Origin of the sequence: Microlunatus spumicola (genome assembly GCF_039536445.1) — a bacterium.
GTDB classification, from domain to species: Bacteria; Actinomycetota; Actinomycetes; order Propionibacteriales; family Propionibacteriaceae; genus Microlunatus; species Microlunatus spumicola.
In genome coordinates this window covers 1,014,907-1,037,772 of record NZ_BAAAYR010000004.1, presented here as the reverse complement: position 1 = coordinate 1,037,772, position 22,866 = coordinate 1,014,907, and the positions used below count along the sequence as shown (strand labels likewise).

20 protein-coding genes, 1 tRNA gene and 1 pseudogene are annotated in these 22,866 nt (G+C 72.5%); 9 read left to right on the top strand and 13 right to left on the bottom strand.

The features are described 5' to 3' along the window. The 3 genes and pseudogenes from ABD665_RS17810 to recR form a co-directional block, all read left to right on the top strand. Positions 1–789 (top strand): annotated as a pseudogene (locus ABD665_RS17810) (hypothetical protein); the annotation flags it as partial. Between the two features lie 52 nt (positions 790–841). After that, complete coding sequence (locus tag ABD665_RS17805) at positions 842–1,162, top strand: YbaB/EbfC family nucleoid-associated protein (protein ID WP_204910260.1); 321 nt, start codon at positions 842–844, stop codon at positions 1,160–1,162. Between the two features lie 9 nt (positions 1,163–1,171). Beyond that, positions 1,172–1,774 carry a recombination mediator RecR gene (recR, locus tag ABD665_RS17800; protein ID WP_204910259.1) on the top strand — a complete coding sequence of 201 codons (603 nt, stop codon included), beginning with the start codon at positions 1,172–1,174 and terminating at the stop codon, positions 1,772–1,774. Positions 1,775–2,008: 234 nt separating this feature from the next. Here recR and ABD665_RS17795 read toward each other — a convergent pair whose 3' ends face one another. The 3 genes from ABD665_RS17795 to ABD665_RS17785 are packed head-to-tail and all read right to left on the bottom strand — an operon-like array spanning position 2,009 to position 4,147. Beyond that, positions 2,009–2,554 (bottom strand): hypothetical protein, encoded by a 546-nt coding sequence (locus tag ABD665_RS17795; RefSeq protein WP_204910258.1) that lies wholly within the window; start codon positions 2,552–2,554, stop codon positions 2,009–2,011. After that, a complete protein-coding gene (locus ABD665_RS17790; protein ID WP_204910257.1) occupies positions 2,551–3,555 on the bottom strand; it encodes a Gfo/Idh/MocA family protein in 1,005 nt (334 codons plus the stop codon). The genes ABD665_RS17795 and ABD665_RS17790 overlap by 4 nt, the downstream gene beginning before the upstream one ends. A gap of 58 nt (positions 3,556–3,613) precedes the next feature. After that, entirely contained in the window at positions 3,614–4,147 is a 534-nt protein-coding gene (locus tag ABD665_RS17785; protein WP_204910256.1) for a DUF1707 domain-containing protein, read from the bottom strand. A 156-nt stretch (positions 4,148–4,303) separates the two neighbouring features. Here ABD665_RS17785 and ABD665_RS17780 point away from each other — a divergent pair, with 156 nt between their 5' ends. Continuing rightward, a complete protein-coding gene (locus ABD665_RS17780) occupies positions 4,304–5,590 on the top strand; it encodes an aspartate kinase (RefSeq protein ID WP_204910255.1) in 1,287 nt (428 codons plus the stop codon). Between the two features lie 10 nt (positions 5,591–5,600). Beyond that, the gene (locus ABD665_RS17775; RefSeq protein WP_204910254.1) at positions 5,601–6,668 is read left to right on the top strand and encodes an N-acetylmuramoyl-L-alanine amidase; all 1,068 of its coding nucleotides are present in this window, start codon (positions 5,601–5,603) and stop codon (positions 6,666–6,668) included. Here the strand turns inward: ABD665_RS17775 and ABD665_RS17770 are convergent. From ABD665_RS17770 to ABD665_RS17760, 3 genes are read right to left on the bottom strand one after another with little or no spacing between them, the layout of a single operon-like run. Next, positions 6,647–7,432 (bottom strand): ATP-binding cassette domain-containing protein, encoded by a 786-nt coding sequence (locus tag ABD665_RS17770; RefSeq protein ID WP_204910253.1) that lies wholly within the window; start codon positions 7,430–7,432, stop codon positions 6,647–6,649. The genes ABD665_RS17775 and ABD665_RS17770 overlap by 22 nt on opposite strands. Further along, positions 7,429–8,286, bottom strand: a complete 858-nt coding sequence (locus ABD665_RS17765) for an ABC transporter permease subunit (protein ID WP_204910252.1) — start codon at positions 8,284–8,286, stop codon at positions 7,429–7,431. The genes ABD665_RS17770 and ABD665_RS17765 overlap by 4 nt, the downstream gene beginning before the upstream one ends. Before the next feature lie 15 nt (positions 8,287–8,301). Beyond that, complete coding sequence (locus tag ABD665_RS17760) at positions 8,302–9,168, bottom strand: transporter substrate-binding domain-containing protein (protein ID WP_204910251.1); 867 nt, start codon at positions 9,166–9,168, stop codon at positions 8,302–8,304. A 176-nt stretch (positions 9,169–9,344) separates the two neighbouring features. Here ABD665_RS17760 and ABD665_RS17755 point away from each other — a divergent pair, with 176 nt between their 5' ends. Beyond that, entirely contained in the window at positions 9,345–10,013 is a 669-nt protein-coding gene (locus tag ABD665_RS17755; RefSeq protein ID WP_204910250.1) for an RraA family protein, read from the top strand. Next, positions 10,010–11,197, top strand: a complete 1,188-nt coding sequence (locus ABD665_RS17750) for an aminotransferase-like domain-containing protein (RefSeq protein ID WP_344742575.1) — start codon at positions 10,010–10,012, stop codon at positions 11,195–11,197. Before ABD665_RS17755 ends, ABD665_RS17750 begins: the two co-directional genes overlap by 4 nt. 105 nt (positions 11,198–11,302) lie before the next feature. On the opposite strand, the gene ABD665_RS17745 is transcribed toward ABD665_RS17750, so the two are convergent. From ABD665_RS17745 to ABD665_RS17735, 3 genes are all read right to left on the bottom strand, one after another. Then, positions 11,303–14,356 carry a right-handed parallel beta-helix repeat-containing protein gene (locus ABD665_RS17745; protein ID WP_204910249.1) on the bottom strand — a complete coding sequence of 1,018 codons (3,054 nt, stop codon included), beginning with the start codon at positions 14,354–14,356 and terminating at the stop codon, positions 11,303–11,305. Between the two features lie 597 nt (positions 14,357–14,953). Then, positions 14,954–15,027, bottom strand: a tRNA-Pro gene (locus ABD665_RS17740). A gap of 60 nt (positions 15,028–15,087) precedes the next feature. Beyond that, positions 15,088–16,029 carry a metallophosphoesterase gene (locus ABD665_RS17735; RefSeq protein WP_344742574.1) on the bottom strand — a complete coding sequence of 314 codons (942 nt, stop codon included), beginning with the start codon at positions 16,027–16,029 and terminating at the stop codon, positions 15,088–15,090. 95 nt (positions 16,030–16,124) lie between these two features. Here ABD665_RS17735 and ABD665_RS17730 point away from each other — a divergent pair, with 95 nt between their 5' ends. Then, positions 16,125–16,598 carry a GatB/YqeY domain-containing protein gene (locus tag ABD665_RS17730; protein WP_204910248.1) on the top strand — a complete coding sequence of 158 codons (474 nt, stop codon included), beginning with the start codon at positions 16,125–16,127 and terminating at the stop codon, positions 16,596–16,598. Between the two features lie 81 nt (positions 16,599–16,679). Here the strand turns inward: ABD665_RS17730 and ABD665_RS17725 are convergent, their stop codons facing one another. Next, on the bottom strand, positions 16,680–19,124 hold the full coding sequence (locus ABD665_RS17725) for a transglycosylase domain-containing protein (RefSeq protein WP_204910247.1): 2,445 nt from the start codon (positions 19,122–19,124) through the stop codon (positions 16,680–16,682). 284 nt (positions 19,125–19,408) lie between these two features. Between ABD665_RS17725 and ABD665_RS17720 the strand changes: the two genes are divergently transcribed. Next, complete coding sequence (locus tag ABD665_RS17720) at positions 19,409–19,699, top strand: WhiB family transcriptional regulator (protein WP_204910246.1); 291 nt, start codon at positions 19,409–19,411, stop codon at positions 19,697–19,699. A 325-nt stretch (positions 19,700–20,024) separates the two neighbouring features. Here the strand turns inward: ABD665_RS17720 and bagB are convergent, their stop codons facing one another. From bagB to npdG, 3 genes are read right to left on the bottom strand one after another with little or no spacing between them, the layout of a single operon-like run. Beyond that, the gene (gene bagB / locus ABD665_RS17715) at positions 20,025–21,227 is read right to left on the bottom strand and encodes an ArsA-related P-loop ATPase (protein WP_204910245.1); all 1,203 of its coding nucleotides are present in this window, start codon (positions 21,225–21,227) and stop codon (positions 20,025–20,027) included. Then, the gene (gene bagA / locus ABD665_RS17710; protein ID WP_344742573.1) at positions 21,224–22,186 is read right to left on the bottom strand and encodes an ATPase BagA; all 963 of its coding nucleotides are present in this window, start codon (positions 22,184–22,186) and stop codon (positions 21,224–21,226) included. The genes bagB and bagA overlap by 4 nt, the downstream gene beginning before the upstream one ends. After that, positions 22,183–22,848 (bottom strand): NADPH-dependent F420 reductase, encoded by a 666-nt coding sequence (npdG, locus tag ABD665_RS17705; RefSeq protein WP_344742572.1) that lies wholly within the window; start codon positions 22,846–22,848, stop codon positions 22,183–22,185. Before npdG ends, bagA begins: the two co-directional genes overlap by 4 nt. Positions 22,849–22,866: the final 18 nt, after the last annotated feature.

Sequence of the window (22,866 nt, the reverse complement as noted above, 5' to 3'; positions counted from 1 at the left end):
CCGCCGCCCCGGCGCGGCCCGGCGCGGCCGACCACGCCCAAGCCCGTCCGCCCCGAGCTCGCGGCCCTGCAGCCGCGGGACGAGGACGAGCCCCCGAGCGACGACGAGCCGCCGTCCTACGACCGCCAGCCCGACGAGCCCGCGGCCGGGCGCCCGGACGCGCGCGGACCCTCCGGCGGCGAGACCGACGACACGATGCTCGGCACCCAGCGCGAGGAGCCGTCGGCGCCGGTGTCCGGGACGCGGATGACGGCCACGGACGTGCGCCGGCTCTGGCCCGAGGTGCTGGAGGAGGTCAAGAGCAAGCGCCGCTTCACCTGGATCCTGCTCAGCCAGAACGCGCAGGTCGCGGAGGTCCGCGACGGCGTCCTGCTGCTCGCCATGGCCAACGCCGGTGCGCGGGACAGCTTCGGCCGGGGCGGCAGCGAGGACGTGCTCCGCGAGGCGCTCGTGGTGGTGCTGGGCACCGACTTCCGCATCGAGACGATGGTCGACGCGGGCGGCGCCGCGCCGCGCGAGACGCCGGGCCGCGCGCCGGCCCCGGCGCCCCGGCCGACCGTGGACCAGGTCCCGACGGACGCGCCGATGGGCCAGGCGCCGGTGGCGTCGACGCCCTCGGCCCGCGAGCGGGCCGTCGCGAGCGTACAGAGCGCAGGGCCCGCGGAGGTCGTGGACCCGGACGACGCCGCGGACCGCGACGACGCCGACGTCGACGACGGCACGGAGTCGCACACGGCGCTGCTCGCCCGGCAGCTCGGCGCCCAGATCATCGTCGAGGACGAGGCGTGAGCGCGCGCGTCGGCACCACCGGCGCTGCGCACCGCCGCACTAGGCTGGCGGCATGATCCCCGATGGTGGCGACATGTCCGGTCTGCTCGCGCAGGCCCAGGCGATGCAGGCGCAGCTGATGTCCGCTCAGCAGGAGCTGGCCGAGGCGACGGTCGAGGGCTCCGCGGGCGGCGACATGGTCACCGCGACCGTGACCGGCGCCGGCGAGCTCGTCGGCCTCGTGATCAAGCCCGAGGCCGTCGACGCCGAGGACACCGAGACGCTGGCCGACCTCGTGCTCGCGGCCGTGCGCGACGCCAACGGCCGGGCCCAGGCCCTGGCGGCGTCCAAGCTCGGTCCGCTCGCCGGTGGCCTCGGCGGGCTCGGCTTCTAGGACCCGCGGATGTACGAAGGTCCGGTCCAGGACCTCATCGACGAGCTCGGTCGGCTCCCCGGCATCGGGCCGAAGAGCGCGCAGCGCCTGGCGTTCCACATCCTGGCCGCCGACTCCGACGACGTGCTCCGCCTTGCGGCGACGCTCAAGCTCGTCAAGGAGACGGTGAAGTTCTGCGACGTCTGCTTCAACGTCTCGGAGGAGACGCGCTGCCGGATCTGCCGCGACCCTCGTCGGGACCAGACCGCGATCTGCGTGGTCGAGGAGTCCAAGGACGTCGTCGCCGTGGAGCGGACGCGCGAGTTCCGCGGGCGCTACCACGTGCTCGGTGGGGCGATCAGCCCGATCGACGGCATCGGCCCGGCCGACCTCAAGATCCGTGAGCTGTGCCTCCGGCTCGCCGACGGGACGGTCACCGAGGTCATCCTCGCCACCGACCCCAACCTCGAGGGCGAGGCCACGGCGACGTACCTCTCCCGGTTGCTGCTGCCGATGGGCGTCCGGGTCAGCCGGCTGGCCAGCGGGCTGCCCGTCGGCGGCGACCTCGAGTACGCCGACGAGGTGACCCTCGGCCGCGCGTTCGAGGGCCGGCGCTTCGTCGAGGCGAGCTAGACCACTTCTCCTGGCCCCAGGGCGCTGCCCCTGCCCGCACCCCTGCCCCTACCGCCCGATGACCACTGGTCAGCTGGGGTCCGGCTCGGCTGAGTCAGGCGCACCAAGTGACCAGTGGTCACCCGGCGCGGTCAGGGCCTGCCCCCCGCCCGCTGACCACTGGTCGGTTCGGGCTCGTCCTGGCCGAGTCAGGCGAACCGAGTGACCAGTGGTCACCCGGCGCGGTCAGGGGGATCAGCGGTCGCGCAGGTCGAAGGCGATCGGAGCGGCGGCCTGGCGGGCGCGGGTGAGGTAGAGCGAGGCGCCCACCCCCGCGAACACCAGCACGAAGAGCACCGACGGGTAGCCGACCAGGTGCGACCACCGCCGGTAGGACAGCGGGCTCTCGCGCTGCCGTTCGAGGACCGTCGCGTTCACGATGAACGCGACCACGAAGGTCAGCAGCGCGCCGGTCAGCGCCGCCCGCAGCGGACCCTGACGGTCCCAGGTCTGCGTGATCACGAGCCCCGTCGCCCCGCCGAGCACGGCGCCCGCGAGCAGGGTCGGGCCGAGGCTGATGAGCGAGGGGAGCAGCTCGCTGCCGAAGAACCGCTGGAACCCGGGCAGCCCGGGCGGGGCGGTCTGGCCGACGTGGACCGTGATTCCGCTCGCGGCCCATAAGCTCAGCCGCAGGATCTGGTAGACGACCATCGCGGACAGCGCGGCGCCGGCGCCGGTGACGACGCCGGGCAGCACGGCGGTGGGGACGGGCGTGGTCGCCGTCAGCTCTCCGGTGCTCACACCGCGACCCGCGCGTCCTCGTGGTGGAACACGCCGAGCTTCTCCGAGGCCTCGTTGAGGACGCGCTGGACGGCCAGGGTGTCGTCGAGCGGCATGACGCTGCTCTCGGTCTCGCCCGCCCGGAGGCAGTCGTTCACCTCGATGAGCTCGTGGCTGTAGCCGACGCCGAGCGGGGGCAGGTCGAAGGTCTCGGGCTCCTGCCCGAAGCGGTGCAGCGTGAACGCCTTCGGGTGGTGGAAGCGCGGCGGGATCTCGATCCAGCCCTTGGTCCCGTGCAGCCGCGCCCGCCCGGGCGTCGGGTTGCGCAACGACACCAGCAGCGCCGCCGCCCGCCCGTCGTCGTAGCCGAGCAGCAGCCCGGCCTCGACGTCCACGCCGGTCGGGGCGAGCGAGCCGCTGACGGCGACCGAGGTCGGGTTGCCGAGGAAGTGCTGGGCGATCGAGACGACGTAGACGCCGAGGTCGAGCATCGCGCCGCCGCCCTGCGCGGGGTCGAACAGCCGGTCCTTCGGGTCGTACGGGCGGTCGACGCCCAGGTCGGCCTGGACCTGGCGGACCTCGCCGATGGCGCCGTCCGCCACGAGCTCGCGGATCTTGACCACGGCCGGCTGGAACCGGGTCCACATGGCCTCCATCGCGAAGACCCGCTCCCGGCGGGCGGCCGCGATGACGCGCTCGGCCCCGGCGACGGTGGCGGTGAACGCCTTCTCGACCAGGACGGCCTTGCCGGCGGCGAGCGCGGCGAGCGCCACGGCCTCGTGCTGCGGGTGCGGGGTGGCGATGTAGAGGGCGTCGACCTCATCGTCGCCGAGGATCCCGCCGTAGCCGCCGTACGCGCGGGCGACCCCGTGCTTGTCGGCGAACGCCTGCGCCCGCTCCTGCACACGGCTCGCGACGGCGACGAGCTCGGCGCCCTCGACGTACGCGAAGTCCGGCGCGACGGAGTCGGCGATGCGACCCGGTCCGACGATGCCCCAGCGGATCACCCGGTCTGTGCTCACGACGCCACTGTAGGGCGGGGCCGCAGAGGCCCTCCCGGGTGAGCCGGGAGGGACGGGTTCAGTCGCCGAGGGCGCGCCGGCGCTTGTCCAGGCGCTCCTGCTCGTGGGCGATGCGCTTGCGCTCGCGGTCCCGCTCGGTCTCGCTCTTGCCGACCACCATCGAGATGATGATCGGGATGAAGATCAGCCACCAGAAGTTCTGCCAGCCGCCCGGGAGGACGAAGCTGACGGTCAGCGGGATGATGATCCACAGCGCGCCGGTGATGCCGCGCAGCGCCTCGGCGCCGCCGGTCCGCGGCGGCAGGACCGCCGGTGCGGGTGCCGGGTCCGACGCGGGAGCCTGCCGCTGCCACGGCGGGGTGGGGTAGGGCTGCGTCGTGGCCACGGTCTGACCCGGCCGCGGGCCGGGCAGGTCGGTGAACAACGGGTCCAGGTCGCTGGCGGTCCGGGCCGTGAGCGCCGCCTCGATGCGCTCGTCGAACTCCTCGGCCGTCAGCCGGCCCTGGGCCATGTGCTCGCGCAGCAGCTCGGCGGCGCGGTCACGCTCGGCGTCCCCGATCCGCTGCGGGCTCGGCTGCCCCTGCTCGGTCACGGCACCATCCTTCCACCCGACCGGGCCGCGGCGGGGTCCGGCCGACCGCACCCCCTCGTTGGACGGACGACCCCGGTGGCGCCGCGCGCACGTAAAGTTGGGCGCGGTCGGCGCCGACGGCGACGACCTGGAGTCACGGCGGCGAAAGGGTCCTCGATGCGGGTCGTGCAGAAGTACGGCGGCTCGTCGGTCGCCGACGCCGAGGCCATCAAGCGCGTCGCGAAGCGCGTGGTCGCGACCAAGCAGCAGGGCCACGACGTCGTCGTCGTCATCTCGGCGATGGGCGACACCACCGACGAGCTCATGGACCTCGCCCTGCGCGTGTCCCCGCAGCCACCGCCGCGCGAGCTGGACATGCTCCTCACCGCCGGCGAGCGGATGAGCGCGGCGCTGCTGGCCATGGCCATCGCCGACCAGGGCATGCACGCCCGGTCGCTGACGGGCTCGCAGGCCGGCATCATCACGACCGGGACGCACGGCAACGCCCGGATCATCGACATCACGCCCGGCCGCATCACCAAGGCGCTCGACGAGGACCACATCGTCATCGTCGCCGGCTTCCAGGGCGTCGCGCAGGACACCAAGGACGTCACCACGCTCGGGCGCGGCGCCTCCGACACGACGGCCGTCGCGCTCGCCGCCTCGCTCGGCGCCGACTACTGCGAGATCTACACCGACGTCGACGGGATCTACACCGCCGACCCGCGCATCGTCCCGAGCGCCCAGCGGATCCCCGAGATCTCGTACGAGGAGATGCTCGAGATGGCGGCGTGCGGCGCCAAGATCCTGCACCTGCGCTGCGTGGAGTACGCGCGGCGCGAGCGCGTCCCGGTGCACGTGCGCTCGTCGTTCTCGCACCTCCCCGGCACCTGGGTGCGCGACCGCGTGCCCGTCGACCCGTCCGACCCGCAAGAAGGAGGCATGGTGGAGCAGGCGATCATCTCCGGCGTCGCGCACGAGACCAAGGAGGCCAAGATCACCATCGTCGGGGTCCCCGACCAGATCGGTGAGGCCGCCCGGATCTTCGAGGCCGTGGCCGCGACGGACATCAACATCGACATGATCGTGCAGAACGTCTCGGCCGTGCAGACGTCGCGCACCGACATCTCGTTCACGCTGCCGAAGACCGACGGCGCCACGGCGATCGCCGTGCTCAACGCGCTGCAGGAGTCGATCGGCTTCACCGACCTCCTCTACGACGACCAGATCGGCAAGGTCTCGGTCGTCGGCGTCGGGATGCGCTCGCACCCGGGCGTGACCGCGAAGTTCTTCTCCGCGCTCGCCGCGGCCAACGTCAACATCGGGATGATCTCCACGTCGGAGATCCGGATCTCGGTCGTCGTCGGCCAGGACGACGTGGCCCGCGCCGTGGCCGCCGCGCACACCGCGTTCGGCCTGGACGCCACCGAGCAGGCGGTCGTCTACGCCGGGACCGGCCGCTGAGGCAGGCCCCGTGGCGGCGCGACGCAGGGCGGCGCGACGCCGGGCTGCGCTGCTCGCGCTCGTCCTGACCGCACTGCTGCCGGGCTGCGGTTCCGCGGAGCCGGTCGCCCGGCCGCAGCTCCCGACGCCGCCGCAGACGGTGTTCTCGCCCGAGCCGACGACGCCGGGCGCGAGCCCCACCCCGTCGCTGCCGACGCCGGTCCCGACCCCCGCGCTCACGCCCGTCGACACGGCGAGCCCCTCGGCGTCACCGAGCCCGACGGCCACCCCGACGTCGACGGCGCCCGCCCCGCTGATCGTCATCGACCCGGGCCACAGCGGCCGGTCGATCCGGAGCACCGACCGCGCGACGGGGCTGCGTGACGTCGACTACCCGAACTACCCCGAGATCTACGAGACGTTCGACGTCAGCGCCTGCGTGGGGGAGGGGCTGCGTACGGACGGCTACCGCGTCACGCTGACCAAGCGCCGGGCGCTCGACAGCGTCGGCCTGGCCGCGCGGGCGAAGGTCGCGAACGACGGCCGCGCGGCGCTGGCGGTCAGCGTCCACGACGACCACTCGCAGGGCCCCGGCTTCCAGGCGACGTACTCCCAGCGCGGGGTGACGCACGACGGGAAGTACCACGCGATGTACCGGGGGACCGGTGGCAGCCGGACGGTCTTCTCCGACGCGGCCGTCGCGAAGGCGAGCGAGCAGGCCGCCGCGACGATCGCCCGGGCCCGGAGCGACGCCCAGGGTCGGAAGGTCTCCGCGCGCGAGAACAGCTTCACCGGCCGGGCCCCGCTGGAGCCGGGCAACCTCGCGATCGTGCAGCTGCTGGCGAAGGTCCCGTGGGTCTACAACGAGGCCGGCGCCAAGGTGGGCGGCAGCACGACCCGGGCCATGAGCATCGCCACCGAGGAGGCGTACGCGAAGGGTCTGCTCGTCGGGATCGAGGCGGCCGTCCCGCTGCCGGCACGCCCCGTGACGCAGCCGGGCGCGGGCGCGAAGGGCCTGCGGCGGTGCCTGGTGACGGCGGCGACGCCGGGCGACGGGCGCGCGACGCGGCCCGCCCGCTACGCGCCGGCCGGCTCCTGACCGGGCGGCCCCTCGGGGTCGAGCGGGGCGTGCGCGGTCACCGCGGCCAGGAAGCTCCGCAGGCGCGGGGCGCGAGGGGCGTCGAAGACCTGCTCCGGCGGTCCCGACTCCAGCACGCGCCCGTCGGAGAGGAAGCAGACGGTGTCCGCGACCTGCCGGGCGAAGGACATCTCGTGGGTCGCGATGACCATCGTCATGCCGTCGGACCGCAGCTCGCGCAGCAGCGCCAGGACCTCGCCGACCAGCTCCGGGTCGAGCGCCGACGTCACCTCGTCGAGGAGCAGCAGCGCCGGCCGGTTGACCAGCGCCCGGGCGATCGCGACCCGCTGCTGCTGCCCGCCGGACAGCTGGTCGGGGTGCGTCCCGGCCTTGTCGGCCAGCCCGACGCGGTCGAGCATCTCGCGCGCCCGGGCCTCCGCCTCGGCGCGCGGCACGCGATGCACCCGGACGGGGGCGAGCGTGATGTTGTCGAGCACGGTGAGGTGCGGGAAGAGGTTGAAGGCCTGGAAGACGATCCCGATCCGGGACCGCACCGCGTCGACGTCGGCCCGCGGGTCGCTGACGTCGACACCCTCGAGCAGGATCTGGCCGTCGTCGACGGTCTCGAGGAGGTTCAGGCAGCGCAGCAGCGTGGACTTGCCGGACCCGGAACCGCCGATGAGGACGACGCAGCCGCCCGCGTCCACCTCGAGGTCGAGGCCGTCCAGCACGACCTGGGTCCCGAAGGACTTGCGCAGCCCCTGGGCCTGCAGCAGCGGGGTCACCGGGCCGCACCCGTCGCGCCGAGCCAGCCCTGCCGGCGCGCGACCCAGTCCGTGAACCGGGCCAGCGGGATGGTCAGCGCCACGAACAGCAGCCCGGCCACGACGTACGGGGTGAAGTTGAAGTCGGTCGCCGTCTCGATCTGCGCGGCCCGGATCGCGTCGATGACGCCGAGCACGGCGATGAGGCCGGAGTCCTTCTGCAGGCTGACGAGGTCGTTCAGCAGGGCCGGGACGACCCGCCGCACGGCCTGGGGCAGCACCACGAACCGCAGCGTCTGGGGGTAGGGCAGCCCGAGCGAGCGGCTGGCCGCCCACTGCGAGGGGTGCACCGACTCGATGCCGGCGCGGAAGACCTCGGCCACGTACGCGGTGTAGGTCAGCACGAGCGCCGCGCCGCCCCAGATCACCGCGTCGTTGGGGACGCCCTGCAGGCGGAGCGCCGGCACCCCGAACCCGAGCAGGAAGATCACCAGCAGCAGCGGCAGCCCGCGGAACAGGTCGGTGTACGCGGTGGCGATCAGCCGGAACGGCAGGAAGACGGGACCGCGCAGGGTCCGCAGCACCGCGACCAGGAGCCCGAGCACGGCGATGAGCACGCCGCACACGAGCATCACGCGGACGTTCAGCCAGAGCCCCTCCGCGACGGCGGGCAGGGCCGACCACGCCCGGGCCGGGTTGAAGAACGTCTCCTGCACCCGCGGCCACCCGGGCGTCGCCGTGATCCCGAGGACCAGGACGAGGGCGACGACGACCGTGCTCCCGAGCGCGACCAGGCTGGAGCGCCGGGCCCGGCGTCGGCGGTAGGCCTCACGCTCCTGCTGGAGCGGCGAGGGCGCCCAGCCCGTCGGGGTCACGGGTGCGTACCCGGCTCAGGAGAGCTGCGGCGCGCCGTCGGTGCCCGCCAGCCAGGTCTTCTCGAGCCCGGCCAGCGTCCCGTCCGCCCGCAGCGCCTCGACCGCCTGCGACACGCAGGGCGTCAGTGGGCTGCCCTTGGCCAGCACGAGACCGAACTGGTCGGCCTCGCCCGAGCCCGGCGGCAGCTGGCCGACGATCGCGCCGTCGTCGAGCTGCGCGGCGACCATGTAGAAGGCGGTCGGCAGGTCGACCACGAGGCCGTCGAGCTGCTTGTTCTTGAGGGCCTGCACCGCGAGGTCGTTCGTGTCGTACGGCGCGGGCTTCCTGCTCGGCCTGATCTGGTCCGTGATCGCCGTGTACGAGGTCGTGCCCACCTGGGCCCCGAGCTTGGCCCCCTGCAGCGCCGCCACGGTGGTCGCGCCGTCGATGGCGGAGCCCTTCGTCGTCACCACCGTCTGCGTGACCGTGTAGTAGGGCGCCGAGAAGTCGACCGCGTTGCGGCGGGCGTCCGTGATCGACACCTGGTTGACGTCGACGTCGAAGGCCTTGTCGCCGGGCGCGTACGCGCTGGTGAAGGGCACGACCGCCCAGGTCACCGCGGACCGGTCGTAGCCGAGCTTCGCCGCGACCGCGTACGCGACGGCCGACTCGAAGCCCTTGCCGTTGGACGGCTCGTCGTCGGCGAACCACGGCCCGTACGCCGGCTTGTCCGTCGCCACGGTGAAGGTGCCCGGTTTCGTGGTCGCGAGCTGGTCCTTCGTGCAGCTCGCGGGGCTGGCCGAGGCGGCGGCGGTCGGCGCTTCGTCCTGCGGTGCGCACGCGGTCGCCGCCAGCAGGAGCGCGGCGGTCGAGAGCAGGGCGGCAGGAGCGAGCGGGCGCATGACGGATCCTTCGGCGGGCCGGGAGGGGAGGGATTCATCGTGGCACCTCGGAGCCCGTGGCCCGACGAACGACCAGCGCGGGGCGAGGGCCGACAGCCTGGTCCGCGTACGCCGAGCGCTGCGTCGTAGGGTCCGGTGGGTCGCCCGCCGAGGGTGCCGACGCGAGAGGTGGGCCAGTGCCGCACGACCAGGGAACGACGTCCGGGCTCCTCGAGCGGCTGCGGCGGGTGGACAGCACGTGCCTCGCCGACGCCGGCCCGACGCTGCGGGTGCTGCCCCGCGCGATCCGGCCCGTCCGGCCCGGCGCGCGCCTCGTGGGCCGCGCCGTCACCGTCGACGCGCAGAGCGACCTCCTGCCCGTGCTGGCCGGGCTCGCCGCGGCGGGTCCGGGTGACGTGCTCGTCGTGGCCGGCGACCCCGACCGCGCCGTCGCGGGCGAGCTCTTCGCGACCGAGGCCCTGCGCCGCGGCCTCGCCGGCATCGTCATCCACGGCCTGTGCCGCGACAGCCGCACCCTGCGGGAGATGGACCTGCCCGTCTTCGCCACGGGCGTCAGCCCCCGGGCCTGCCCCGCGCGCACCGTTCCGACGACGGGCGTGACGCTCGACCTCGACGGCGTCCAGGTCCGTCCGGGCGACCTGGTCCTGGCCGACGACGACGGCGTCGTGGTCGGCAGCGAGGCCGAGGTGGCCGCGGCGCTCGACGGCGCCGAGGCGATCCAGGTCCGCGAGGAGGCGCTGCGCGCAGCCATCCAGCGCGGGGAGTCCCTCTTCGACCACCTCAACGTCGACGCGCACGTCGCGGCGCTGCGGGACGGCCGCGAGACCCGGCTGGCGTTCTCGTGACCATCCGGCTGGCCCGGCGCATGGCCGGCGTGCGGCCGTCGGCGATCCGCGAGCTGCTGCGCCTGGGGGCCGACCCGAGCGTCATCTCGTTCGGCGGCGGCTACCCCGACGCCTCCCTCTTCCCGGTCGACGAGCTGGCCGCGGTGTACGCCCACCTGCTGGTGCGCGAGCACGCCGACGCCCTGCAGTACACGACGTCCAACGGGCTGCCGGCGCTGCGCGCCCGGGTGGCCGAGCGGCTCACCGCCGACGGCATGCCGACCACGGCCGACGACGTGCTGATCATCCAGGGCGGGCAGCAGGGTCTCGACCTCGCCGCCAAGCTCGTGGTCGACCCCGGCAGCGTCGTCGTGACCGAGAACCCGACGTTCCTCGGCGCGCTGATCGCCTTCGCGCCGACCGAGCCGACGTACGCACCCGTGCGGACCGACGCGGACGGGATGGACACCGACGACCTGCAGCGCGTGCTCGAGGCCCACACCGACGTCCGGATGATCTACACGGTCCCCGACTTCCAGAACCCGACGGGCGCCACCCTCTCCCTCGAGCGCCGGCACCGGTTGCTCGCGCTCGCCGACGAGCACGACCTGCTGGTGGTCGAGGACACGCCCTACCGTGCCCACCGCTACGAGGGGACGTCGCTGCCGACCCTGCGCAGCCTCGACACCTCCGGCCGGGTGCTGCACCTCGGCAGCTTCTCCAAGATCCTGGCGCCCGGCCTCCGCCTCGGCTGGGCCGCCGGCAGCCCCGACCTCGTCGAGCGCCTCGGCCTGCTCAAGCTCGCCGCCGACACCCAGAACAGCACCCTGAACATGGCGGCGACCTCCCGCTACCTGGAGGCGTACGACATCGACGCCCACCTGGCCCGGGCCCGGCCGGTCTACCGCCGCAAGCGCGACCTCATGCTCGAGACCATGGCCGCGACGTTCCCCGACGAGGTGCTCCGCACCCGGCCCGAGGGCGGGCTCTTCGTGTGGCTGACGTTCCCGGAGGGCTTCGACGCCGCCGACTTCCTGGGCCGGGTGCTGCTGCCCGAGGCGGCCGTGGCGTACGTGCCGGGGGCGACCTTCTTCCCGGTCACCCAGGAGACGAACCACGCCCGGATGAGCTTCTCCGGCGTGCCCGACGACCGGCTGGTCGACGGGATCACCCGGATGGGACGGCTGCTGCACCGCGAGCTGTGACCCGCAGGCCCTGCGCCCGCCCGGGTGACGGTGCGGGGCGGGCAGCTCCCTCGACCTGCTGCCGCCCTGCCCGCCCTCCAGCTCCGGCTCTTCATCCCCGGCCGGTCACAGCTGGCAGGTCTTGTTGGTCATGCCCAGCGCCGCGGCCGGGGCGGCGTTGCTGCACCCGACGACGTTGCCGCCGTCGGCGTACGGCATCCGGACCGCGAAGCCCGGCAGGGCGTCGGCGATGCCGTTGCCGTAGACGATGTTGTTGAGCCCGTAGCCGGCGGTCGTGTTCCAGACCTGGATGGCGTCCGCCGGGGTGTGGGTGCCGGTGTTGCCCGCGACGACCCAGCCGTTGCCCATGACCTGGACGAGGCTGTCGGTGTCGGAGGAGGTGATCGCCGCGCCGTCGAGGGTGTTCTTCCACATCGTGCCGTCGCTCGTCCCGGCCTTGGCCTCCATCGGCTCCGCCGTGGTGGCCCGGATGTCGTTGAAGGCGACGAGGTTGCGGTCGCTGGTGTCCGGCGCGCAGCCGTTGTAGAGGCACCAGTTGCCCTCGGCCGTGCCGATGTAGACGCCCTCGCCGTAGTTCGGGGAGCTCAGGCCGGTCAGGGCGATCGAGTTGCCGATGACGGTGCTGTCGGTGGTCTGGTTCTTGAGGTGCACGGCCTCGTCGCCGATGTTCTCGACGCGGAGGTCGGCGACCGTGACGGCCTTGCCGCCGAGGACCGCGACGCCCTTCTGGACGTTGCGGACCGTCATACCGGCGATGACCACGTTCGTGGCGCCGGTGACGCGGAACCCGTAGCCCTTGGTGATGTCGGCGTTGTCGATGACCGCGGTGCGCGGGCCGCAGATCCAGAACGGCTTGTCCGGCGTGGCCTGCGTGGTCACGTCGATGTTCGCGCCGTAGCTGCCCGGGGCGAGCCGGACGACCGTGCCCGAGGTGGCCGCGGCCACCGCCGAGAGGAGCTGGGCCCGGGTGGAGACGGTGACCGTGGCCGTGGGGCAGGTGGCGTAGCGCTGGGGGAAGGCGGCGTACGGGTCGGAGCCGTTGGTGAAGGTGGCGGCCAGCGACGGGGCCGAGTCGTTGGCGCTGGTGTCGCGGGCCACGACGCTCCAGGTGTAGCTGCCGCCGTCGGCCAGGCCGACGTTGCTGAAGGAGGTGACGTCCGGGGTGGTCGTGCCGACGAGGACGTCGGACGTGGTGCCGGCGGCCCGGCGGAAGACGCGGTAGGCGGCGACGTCGGCGTCGGGGCTCTTGGTCCAGGTCAGCTTGGCACCGGTGCGGATGGCGGTCGCCTTCAGCGCGGTCGGCACGCCCGGGGCGTAGACGTCGGGGGCGACGAACCCGTCGAGCATGATCGCGGTGCTGGTGGAGGAGGCGTTCTTGGTGGCGGTGCGCACGATCCGCAGGGAGTGCGGCGTCTCGGGCAGGCCCTTCACCTCGTACGCGACCTGCTGGTACTTCGTGGTGGCCGAGTAGAGGTCGACGGTCGCCTTCTTGACGCCGTCGAGGTAGACGTCGGCGATGCCGGAGTAGGTGTTCGCCCGGGCGATCCAGCGGATGCCCGAGGTGGTGAAGGAGATCTCGGCGTAGCCCGTGCCGTTCAGCGTGGAGTAGGAGCCGCCGGAGTCCATGTTCGAGCTGACGGCGGACCAGGGGCCGACGAGCGTGAGGGCCGGGTTGTCGTTCTCGTAGGTGCCGGCGGGCAGCGGCGTGATCGGGATCGTGACCGGAGCGGCCGCCGAGAAGGGGGAGACCAGGTCGGAGGTGTCCACCGCGGTCAGGTCGTAGGTGTAGCCGAAGCCCGGGAAGCGGGCCGCGTCGGTCAGCGTCCGCACCGTGCCGCTGGTCGTGCCGACGAGCGTGCGGGTCGTGCCCGCCCCGTCGCGCCGGTAGACGCGGTAGGCCTTGACGTCCTTCTCGGGGTTGGCGGCCCAGGTCAGCGCGACGTCGTCGCCGGTGACCGTGGTCGTCAGCCCGACGGGGGCGACGGGGGCGTGGACGTCGGGGGCGACGAACGCGTCGAGCATGACGTTCGGGCTGCTCGAGCCCGGGTTCTTGGTGCCGGTCCGCACGATGCGGATCGTGTGCGGCGTCTCCGGGAGCCCGGTGACCTCGTAGCCGACCTGCTGCGTCTTCGTGGTCGAGGAGTAGAGGTCGACGCTCGCCTTCTTGACGCCGTCGAGGTAGACGTCGGCGATGCCGGAGTAGCTGTTCAGGCGGGTGATCCAGCGGATGCCGGAGGTCGAGAAGGACAGCTCGGCGTAGCCGGCCGTGCCCAGGCTGCCGGTCGAGCCGCCCGAGTCCTGGTTGGAGGCGACCTTGGTCCACGTGCCGTTCAGCGTGACCGCCGGGTCGTCGTTCTCGTACGTGCCCTGGCCGACCACCGTCGGGCCGGGAGCGGCCGTCGGCGTCGCGGTGGGGGTCGCGGTCGGCGTCGGGGTGGCGGTGGGGGTCGCCGTCGGCGTGGCGGTGGGGGTCGGGGCGGCCGTGGGGGTCGGCGTCGCGGTCGGGGTCGCCGTCGGCGTGGGGGTCACGGTCGGCGTGGGCGTCGCGGCGGGGGAGGCGGTCGGGCTCGGCGTCGGCGTGGCGGTCGGGGTCGGCGTGGCCGTGGGGGTCGGCGTGGCGGTCGGGGTCGGGGTCGGCGTGGCCGTGGGGGCCGGCGTGGCCGTGGTCCCGGTGACGTCGACGTAGTCCAGCGTGACGTTCCGGCCGGTGGAGCTGTCGTTCTTGGTGCCGGTGCGGGCGATCTTGAGGGTGTGGGTCCCGTCGGTGAGCCCGCTGACGGACCAGACGTTCTGCTTGGTCCGGCCGGTGGCGGAGTAGAGGTCGACGCCGGCCTTCTTCACCCCGTCGACGAAGACGTCGGCGATCCCGGAGTAGTTGTTCGTCCGGGTGTACCAGGCGGCGCCCGTGCCGGTGAAGGTGACGGTGGCCGAGCCGTCGGTGTTGAGGTTCCCGTAGGAGCCCTCGGAGTCCGAGGAGGAGGTCACGGTGCTCCAGGTGCCGGTGTAGGCGACGGAGCTCGACGTGTTCTCGTAGCGGCCCGGCGCGACCCCGGTGTCGGCGGCGTGGGCCTGGACCGGGACGAGCAGGCTGGCGGCCACGGCGAGCGCGGCGACCGCACTGGTGGACGCGATCCGTGCACCGGCAGGGATCTTGGGCATGCCAACAGAAGCTGAACGCATGGGAGGGGCCTCTCGAAGACCGAGCCGCCCCGCCGGCTCTCGACCTGATGGAACTCCCCCGAGGCTTCGTCGGACCCAGCGTGCTGGTCTCCGGCGGTGCCAGTGAGAGGAGATTAGGCAGGCCGGTACGGGGCCCGCGGCACCCTTTTCCGAGATTCAGGAATGAAGGTCGGGACTCAGGTTGAAAGAACGTCTCAAGCCTGAGCAATTCTTCTCGTGCGTTCGGCCTGAGACCGGTGACCACGTTGTCAGCCGCATTCTTCTCGGCCCGCTCTCAGAGTTCCGCTGAGCACCTCGGGAGGGCTTTCTTAGGGAACTTCCCTTGCCAGGAATCGCTCGATGTGTGTATAGCGTCGTGATGAGATCACTGCACCGGTGGACAGGCCACGCATGGACATGTCTGAGCGCGCGCCTGAGAAGGAGCGATCGAGGGAGATAGAGAGCCGGGGCAGCTGACGAGCCGACGGAGCCGGCGAGCCGAGGGAGCTGGCGAGCCGAAGGAGGGAGGTGCCGAGCCTTGCTCGAGGCACCGGCTGCCGACGCCACCTGCACGTCGGTCCAGCCCGGACAACACGGTCGGGGTGACAGGATTTGAACCTGCGACCTCTTCGTCCCGAACGAAGCGCGCTACCAAGCTGCGCCACACCCCGTAGACCCTCTCGGGCCTCGCAGAGTCTAGCCCATGACGAGGGCCGGCCCTGCCGCCCTGCTCAGCGCGTGGGCGCCGGCCCGGCCGTCAGCGTCAGGAGCGTCGCCTCGGGCGGGCAGGCGAACCGCACGGGCGCGTACGGGGACGTGCCCATCCCGGCGGAGACGTGGAGCCACGAGGTGTGCCCCGCGGCCGTGTTCTGCGACAGGCCCTTGACCCGGCGGGTGTCGAGGTCGCAGTTGGTCACCAGCGCGCCGTAGCCGGGGACCGCCACCTGCCCGCCGTGCGTGTGGCCCGCGAGCACCAGGTCCAGGCCGTCGGCCGTCATGGCGTCGACGACGCGGAGGTAGGGGGCGTGGGTCACGCCGATGGCGACGTCGACGTCCGCGCGGTCGACCGGCCCGGCGACCTCCGCGTAGTGGTCGCGACGCAGGTGCGCATCGTCCGTCCCCCGGAACCCGAGCCGCACGCCCTCGATCTCGATCGTCGTGGTCGTGTGGGTCAGGTCGGTCCACCCGCGGCGCGAGAAGGCCTCGCCCAGGTCCACCCAGGGCAGCTCGCGCTCCGGGTGCAGGTTGGGCGTCTTGCCGCGCTGCGTGAGGTAGCGCAGCGGGTTCTTGAACGAGGGCGCGTAGTAGTCGTTCGACCCCCACACGTAGACGCCCGGGCGGTCCAGGAGCCGGCCGAGGCTGCGGGTGACGAACCCGACGGCCTGCTCGTGCGCCAGGTTGTCGCCGGTGTCCACGACGAGGTCGGGCTCGAGCCCGGACAGCTCGGTGAGCCAGCGCTGCCGCTTCGTCCGCGACGGCGTCATGTGGATGTCGGACAGGTGCAGCACGCGGATGTCCCGGGCGCCCACGGGCAGCACGGGGATGGAGACCCGCCGCAGCCGGTAGGAATCCACCTCCCACAGGCCCGCGTACGCGAGGGTCCCGGCACCGAGGAGCCCGGCCACCCCGAGGCCCTGGAGCCCGCGGCGCGCCAGCACGGAAGCGGTCGGCACGCGCACAGGCTACAGGCGCGGCGCGTCCGGGGCGCCTCTTGCGTGCGCGGGCAATCCCGTACGCCCGTCCGTGCCGGCCTGCCAGACTGGAGGGCATGTCCGACACGTCGACCCCGCTCAAGGAGCGTCTCCGCACCGACCTCACCGCCGCCATGCGCAGCCGGGACAAGGTGCGTTCCGGCACCATCCGGATGGTGATCGCCGCCATCAGCGAGGCCGAGGTGGCCGGCACCGAGGCGCACGAGCTGACCGACCAGCAGGTCCTCGACGTCGTCGTCCGCGAGGCCAAGAAGCGCCGCGAGGCGCGCGAGGCGTTCACCGCCGCGGGGCGCCAGGAGCTGGCGGACAAGGAGCAGGCCGAGGCCGACGTGCTCGCCGACTACCTGCCGCAGGCGATGACGGCCGACGAGGTCACCGCGGTCGTCCGGGCGGCGATCGAGCAGACGGGCGCCGCGGAGCTCGGGATGAAGGGCATGGGCAAGGTCATGGGCGTCGTCACGCCCCAGACCAAGGGCCGGGCCGACGGCGGCGCGGTCGCCGCCGAGGTCCGCCGCCAGCTCGCCGGCTGAGGCTCCACCCGGAGCCCATGACGCACGCGAGGCCGGTCCCCCAGCGGGGGACCGGCCTCGTCGGCGTCTCGGGACGCGCGGTTACCCGCCGTCCTTCTTGTCGTCCTTCTTCTTCTTCTCCTCGGCCTTCTTCTTGGCCGCCTTCTTGGCCTTCTCGATCGCCGGGTCCTTGCCCTTGCTCACGAGCTTGTAGACCGTGCCGAACTCCGAGATGCGCGAGCCGGCGCCGGGGGACCAGCCGAGGAAGGTGTACTTCGGGCGGCTGCTGTAGACGTACTGCGTCTCGACGCTGAAGCCCTCCTTCTTGAGCTTCTTCGTCGCCGACGCGATGCTGAGGTTGCCGACGTAGGGGACGGTCACCTTCTTGCCGACCTTGATCTTGCTCGGCGGCTCGTCGAAGTCGGTGTGCTTCACGCCCTTGAGGTAGGACGTCATCACGGGCTTCCAGATCTTCGCGCCGGCGTCACCGCCGCCGGAACCCTGCAGGTAGACGTCCGTCGAGGGCACCGTGTAGAACTCGACACCCTTCGAGCGGTAGCCGCTCTTGCCCTTGATCCAGGGCTTGCGGGTGTTGTCGATGCTGATCATGGACACACCGGCGACCTCCGGGGTGTAGCCCGCGAACCACACCGCGTTGTTGCTGTTGATCGTCCCGGTCTTGCCGGCCTGGTCGAAGCTGCCCGGGACGCGGGCCGGCTTGCCGGTGCCCTTGTCGATGACCGACTTGAGGACCTTGCTGACGCCGTCGGCCACGTCCTTGTCGATCACGCGCTTGCAGTCCGCGCTCGGCACGTCGAGCTGCTTGCCCTTGGGGTTGACGATCTTGGACACGATGATCGGGCTGCAGTGGATGCCGCCGGACGCGAACGTCGCGTACGCCTCGGCCATGGAGAGCGGTGCCACCTCGGCCACGCCGAGGGTGAACGAGATGCTGTCCTGGTACTCCTTGACGATGTTCACCGACGGTGCGCCGAGCGGGTGCCCGACCTTGACCCCCAGCTTCTGCGCCATCTTCGTCACGCCGCACATGCCGGCCGCGAGCTCGAGCTGGATGAAGTAGGTGTTCACCGAGTACTCGGCCGCCTCGGTCATAGCGATCTTCTTGCTGTGCCCGACCGAGTTCTTCGGGGCGTACTTGTCGTAGACCTTGCCGGTGTTGTTGCCCCGGCAGGTGTCGAACCGGCGGCCGGTGAAGTCGTACGGCGACTTGGCGTTGAACTTCTTGGTGATCGGGATGCCCTTCTCGAAGGCCGCGGCCATCGTGAAGGGCTTGAAGGTCGAGCCGGCCTGGTAGCCCTGGATCCCGCCGAGCTCGCTCGGCGCGGACAGGTTGAAGTAGGTCTGGCCCTTCTTCTTGTCCGACCCCATCACCGGCCGGCTCTGCGCCGACGCCACGATCAGGCCGGTGCCCGGCTGGATCATGTTCATGGTCGAGATCAGCGGGTCCTTCGCGCCCACCACGGCGCTGACCTTCTTCTGCGCCATCGTCTGCGTCTTGGGGTCGATGGCCGTGTAGATCTTGAGCCCGCCACGGTTGAGCGTGTTGTCCCGCTCGGTCTTGTTGTCGCCCAGGCTCGGCTCGAGCTCCAGGCTGCGCTGCACGTAGTCGCACAGGAACGGGAACCGCGTGCCCTGGCAGCCCTTGATGATCGGCTTGACGGCCTTGGTGTCGAAGCCCTGCTTCTTGGCCGTCCTGACCTGGGCCGCGGTGATCAGCCCGAGCTCGGACATGCGGTTGATCACCACGTCGCGGCGCTCGAGCGCGGCGGCCCGGTTGTTCATCGGGTTGTTGGCGTCGGGGTTCTGCACGAGCCCGGCCAGCATCGCGGCCTGCGCCAGCGTCAGCTTGGCCGCGGAGGTGTTGTAGTAGTGCCGCGCGGCCGCCTCGACGCCGTACGTGCCGGAGCCGTAGTAGGCGATGTTGAGGTAGTTCGAGAGGATCTGGTCCTTGGTGAGCCGCTTCTCCAGCGCGATGGCGTAGCGCAGCTCGCGGACCTTGCGCTCCATCGTGGGCGCCCGGGCGTCGTCGACGCACTTCTTGATCGCGGCGGGCGAGGAGCCCTTGGTCTGGCAGGACTCGATCTGGACCATCTTCACGTACTGCTGGGTGATCGACGACCCGCCCTGCGTGCCCACGTCGCTGGTGGAGTTCCGCACCAGCGCCCGGAGCGTGCCCTTGACGTCGAGCGCGCCGTGCTCGTAGTAGCGGTGGTCCTCGATGGCCAGCTGCGCCTGCCGCATGACCGGCGCGATCTTGTCCAGCGCCACGGGGATGCGGTTCTCGTCGTAGAAGTAGGCGAGCACCTTGCCGTCGGCCATGTAGACCGTCGAGCGGGTGGGCGGCGTGGGCGTCGCCAGCTCGGTCGGCAGGCTGTTCAGCTCGTCCGCCGCCGCCTTGCTCCCCAGGCCGGCGAGGCCGGCGTACGGGACGAACAGGCCGGCGACGAGCACTCCGGCCAGGACGCTGACGATCGCGAACATCGTGAGCGAGTACGCGACGCTCCCCACGCGTTTCGGGCTTGGCACTGTCCGAGGGTACGTGAGCGCCACCGGCCCCGGGTCATCCCGCGCGGGCCGGTCGAGGATCGTCGCACACCCACGTCAGGCGGGTTCCGGCGGGTCCCGTAAGAGATTTCGTCTGGAGGCAATCCAGAGGGAGCGTGACAACGAAATCAAGATAGCGTCACGATCTCATCAGTTTCTTAGATTGGGTGGCGTAACAGAGACGGCGCTCGTACGATTCAGCAGTCGACCCACATGGGCCGGGGATAGCCCGGGTCGGCAGCCACAACCACAAGGGGAGAACCAGCATGACTGCAATCACGCACGCCGACTGGACCATGGACGCCAAGTGCCGGGGCATGGAAGACGCCCTGTTCCCTGAGGCGTCGGAGCAGAAGCGTGTCCGCCAGCTGTGCATGGGGTGCCCCGTGCGCATGCAGTGCCTCTCCGAGGCCCTCGACAACAAGATCGAGTGGGGCGTGTGGGGCGGCATGACCGAGCGCGAGCGCCGTCAGCTCCTCCGCCAGCGTCCCGACGTCACCTCGTGGGCCGAGCTGCTCATGGCCGAGCCGCCTCGTCAGGCGCAGCGCGCGGCCTGATCCCTTCTGCCCCGGGCCCGGCCGCACTGGTCGACCTGGGTGCCGGACGGCTCGACCAGCACGCCGCTTCGCAACCATCCGCCCGGGCGTCGTCCCGTACGACGCCCGGCCGGTGGTTCGTCGACGCCCGGGCTCCCGCCAGACCCATCCACGCTCAGCGGCGTGCTGCCCGAGCCGTCCTTCGAGGTGCGGCTCGGGCTGCTGTCGTCCCGCGCAGGAGGCTCGTGCGGCGTCGGCGCCTGCCGTGCTGCTCGCACGTGCGGCTCGGCGTCGGTGAGGTCTTGCTGGCGAGGCTGGGGTCGGCCGCGCTCGGCAGTCTGTCGGGTCAGTCCTTCTCGGCCATGAGGACGGCGACGCGGCGGAGGTCGTCGAGGGCGGTGACGTCGCTCGGGAGGACCGGGACGCGGGTCTGCGGGACGTCGGGCCTCGCCGTGGCGAAGCGGTCGAGCAGGGCGGCCTCGGCCTCGGACACGCGCATCAGGTCGGCGTGGCGGCGCAGGGCCTCGGCCTCCAGGTCCTTCGGGCCCTCCGCGCCGTCGGGCGCGTCGAGGTCCTCGGCCAGGGCGGCGGCCCGCTCGGCGGAGACGTCGAGGGCGCTGCCGTGCACGCGGTTGACCACGAGCCCGGCGAGGGGCATCTGCTCCTCGGTGAGGCGGTCGACGAAGTAGGAGGCCTCGCGCAGCGCGTCGCGCTGGGCGGTGGCGACCACGAGGAACACGGTGTGCCGCGACGACAGCCGGGCGAAGGTCTCCTCGGCCCGCTGCCGGAACCCGCCGAAGATCGCCTCGCAGGCCCGGACGAACGTCTGCACGTCGGTGATGAGGCTGCTGCCCAGGACCTTGTTCATCGCGTTGGAGACCAGGCTGAAGCCCACGCCCATCAGGCGGAACGGGCCCTTGGCCGGCGCGAGCAGCAGCCGGATGAAGCGGCCGTCGAGCAGCGAGCTCAGGTGCTCCGGGGCGTCGAGGAAGTCCAGCGCGGAGCGGGCCGGGGGTGTGTCGACGACGATCAGGTCCCAGGCGGGACGGCCGGCGGCGGCGTCCGCGCTGGCCTGCGCGTGCAGCTGGCCCAGCCGCTCCATCGCCATGTACTCCTGCGTCCCGGAGAACGAGGACGAGAGCGCCTTGTAGAAGGGGTTCGCGAGGATCGCCTGCGCCTTGTCGGGCGTCGAGTGCGTGAGCACGACCTCGTCGAAGGTCCGCTTCATGTCGAGCATCATCGCGTCGAGGCTGCCGCCGGCGGTGGTGTCGATGCCGACCACGGGCCGCGGGGTGTTGTCGAGCTCGCCGAGCCCGAGCGACTGCGCGAGGCGGCGGGCCGGGTCGATCGTGAGCACGACGACGCGGCGCCCGGCCTCGGCGGCCCGGACGGCGAGCGCGGCCGACGTCGTGGTCTTGCCCACGCCCCCGGAACCGCAGCAGATGACGATCTCGACCTGCCGGTCCCCGATGAGGGTGTCGACGTCGAGGAACGGCGCGGCGTGGACGTGCGGGGCACGTCCCGCGTACGGCGCGGCCGGGGGGGTCACGCGGCCTCCAGGGCGAGCTGGTCGGTGAGCTGCTCGGCGATCGCGAACAGCGAGCCGGTGTCGACGCCGAGCGGGTCGAAGTCGACCTGGACGAGCGGGAGCCCGAGGCGCAGCAGGCGGTCGTGGCGGACCTGCTGCTCGAGCGTGCGCGCGGCCTCGACCGCGAACTCCGCGGCGAGCGCGGCGTTCTGGTGGCCGTCCCAGCCCGGGACGTCGAGGGCGACGGCCCCCGCGGCCACGTCGGCGAGCACGGCCGGCTCGAAGGGGGAGGGGTTGACCATGTTCTCGATCACGGTGCCGACCCCGACGCCGCTGTCGCGCAGCGCGGCGACGGCCTCCTCGGTCTCGGTCACGGGCATATCCTCGAGCAGGGTGACGAGGTGCACGATCGTCGAGCGGGAGCGCAGCAGCGCGTCGACGGAGTCGGCCTGGGTCCGGATCGGGCCGACCTTGGCGATGCCGGACACGGCCTCGTGGATGTTGAGGAACTGGCCGATGCGGCCGGTGGGCGGCGCGTCCAGGACGACGGCGTCGTACGCGGTGGGGAGGTTCTTGGTGCTGCGGCGGACGGCCTCGTAGACCTTGCCGGTGAGCAGCACGTCGCGCAGGCCGGGCGCGATCGAGGTCACGAAGTCGATCACGCCGAAGCGGTCGAGCGCCCGGCCGGCGAGGCCCAGGTGGTAGAAGGTCTCGAGGTACTCGCGGAGCGCGTCCTCGGCGTCGATCGACAGGCCGAAGACGCTGCCGCCGGTGGGGGTGCGGGTGAGGCGGCGCTCCTCGTCGCCCTGCAGCGGCGGGACGCCGAAGAGCTCACTGAGGCCCTGGCGCTTCTCGACCTCGCAGAGCAGCACGCGCCGGCCGCGGGTCGCCAGCGCGCAGGCCAGCCCGGCGGCGATCGTCGTCTTGCCCGTGCCGCCCTTGCCGCTGACGATGTGCAGCGTGTGGCGGGGGCCGCTCACGCGGGGGTTCCGGCGGTGGCGTCGGGCAGGCCGGTCACGGCGATGCCCGCGTGCGCCTTGTAGCGCCGGTTGACCGCGATGAGGTTCGCGGTGAAGCTCTCGACGGTGTGGGCCAGGCGCAGCCGGCCCGCGTAGACGCCGCGGGCGCCCGGGATGGCCGGCACGAGGTCGATCACCCGGGCCACGACGTCGCGGTCCTCGCCGAGGACGAGGACGTCGCCCGGGATGTCGGTGACCTCCGGGTCGTCGAGCAGCACCGCGCTGACGTGGTGGAAGGCGGCCACGACGGTCGAGCCGGGGAGGATGCGCTGCGCCTCCTGGGCGGCGGACCCGTCGGGCACGTCGAGCGGGAAGGGACCCTGCTTGTCGAAGCCGAGCGGGTTCACGCAGTCGACGACGACCTTGCCCTCGAGCGCGTCGGCCAGCGAGGCGAGCAGGTCGGCGTGGCCCTCGTACGGGACGGCGACGACCACGACCTCGGCGCCCGCCGCGTCGGCGTTGGCGACACCCGTGACGTCCCCGGCGACGGCCAGCTCGGCGGCCGCCTGCTGCGCACGGGCCGCGTCCCGGCTGCCCAGGAGCACCTCGTGGCCGGCCATCGCGAACCGCCGCCCGAGGCCGCGGCCCTGGGGCCCGGTGCCGCCGAGGATCCCGATCCTCACGACAGGCTCGACGGACGC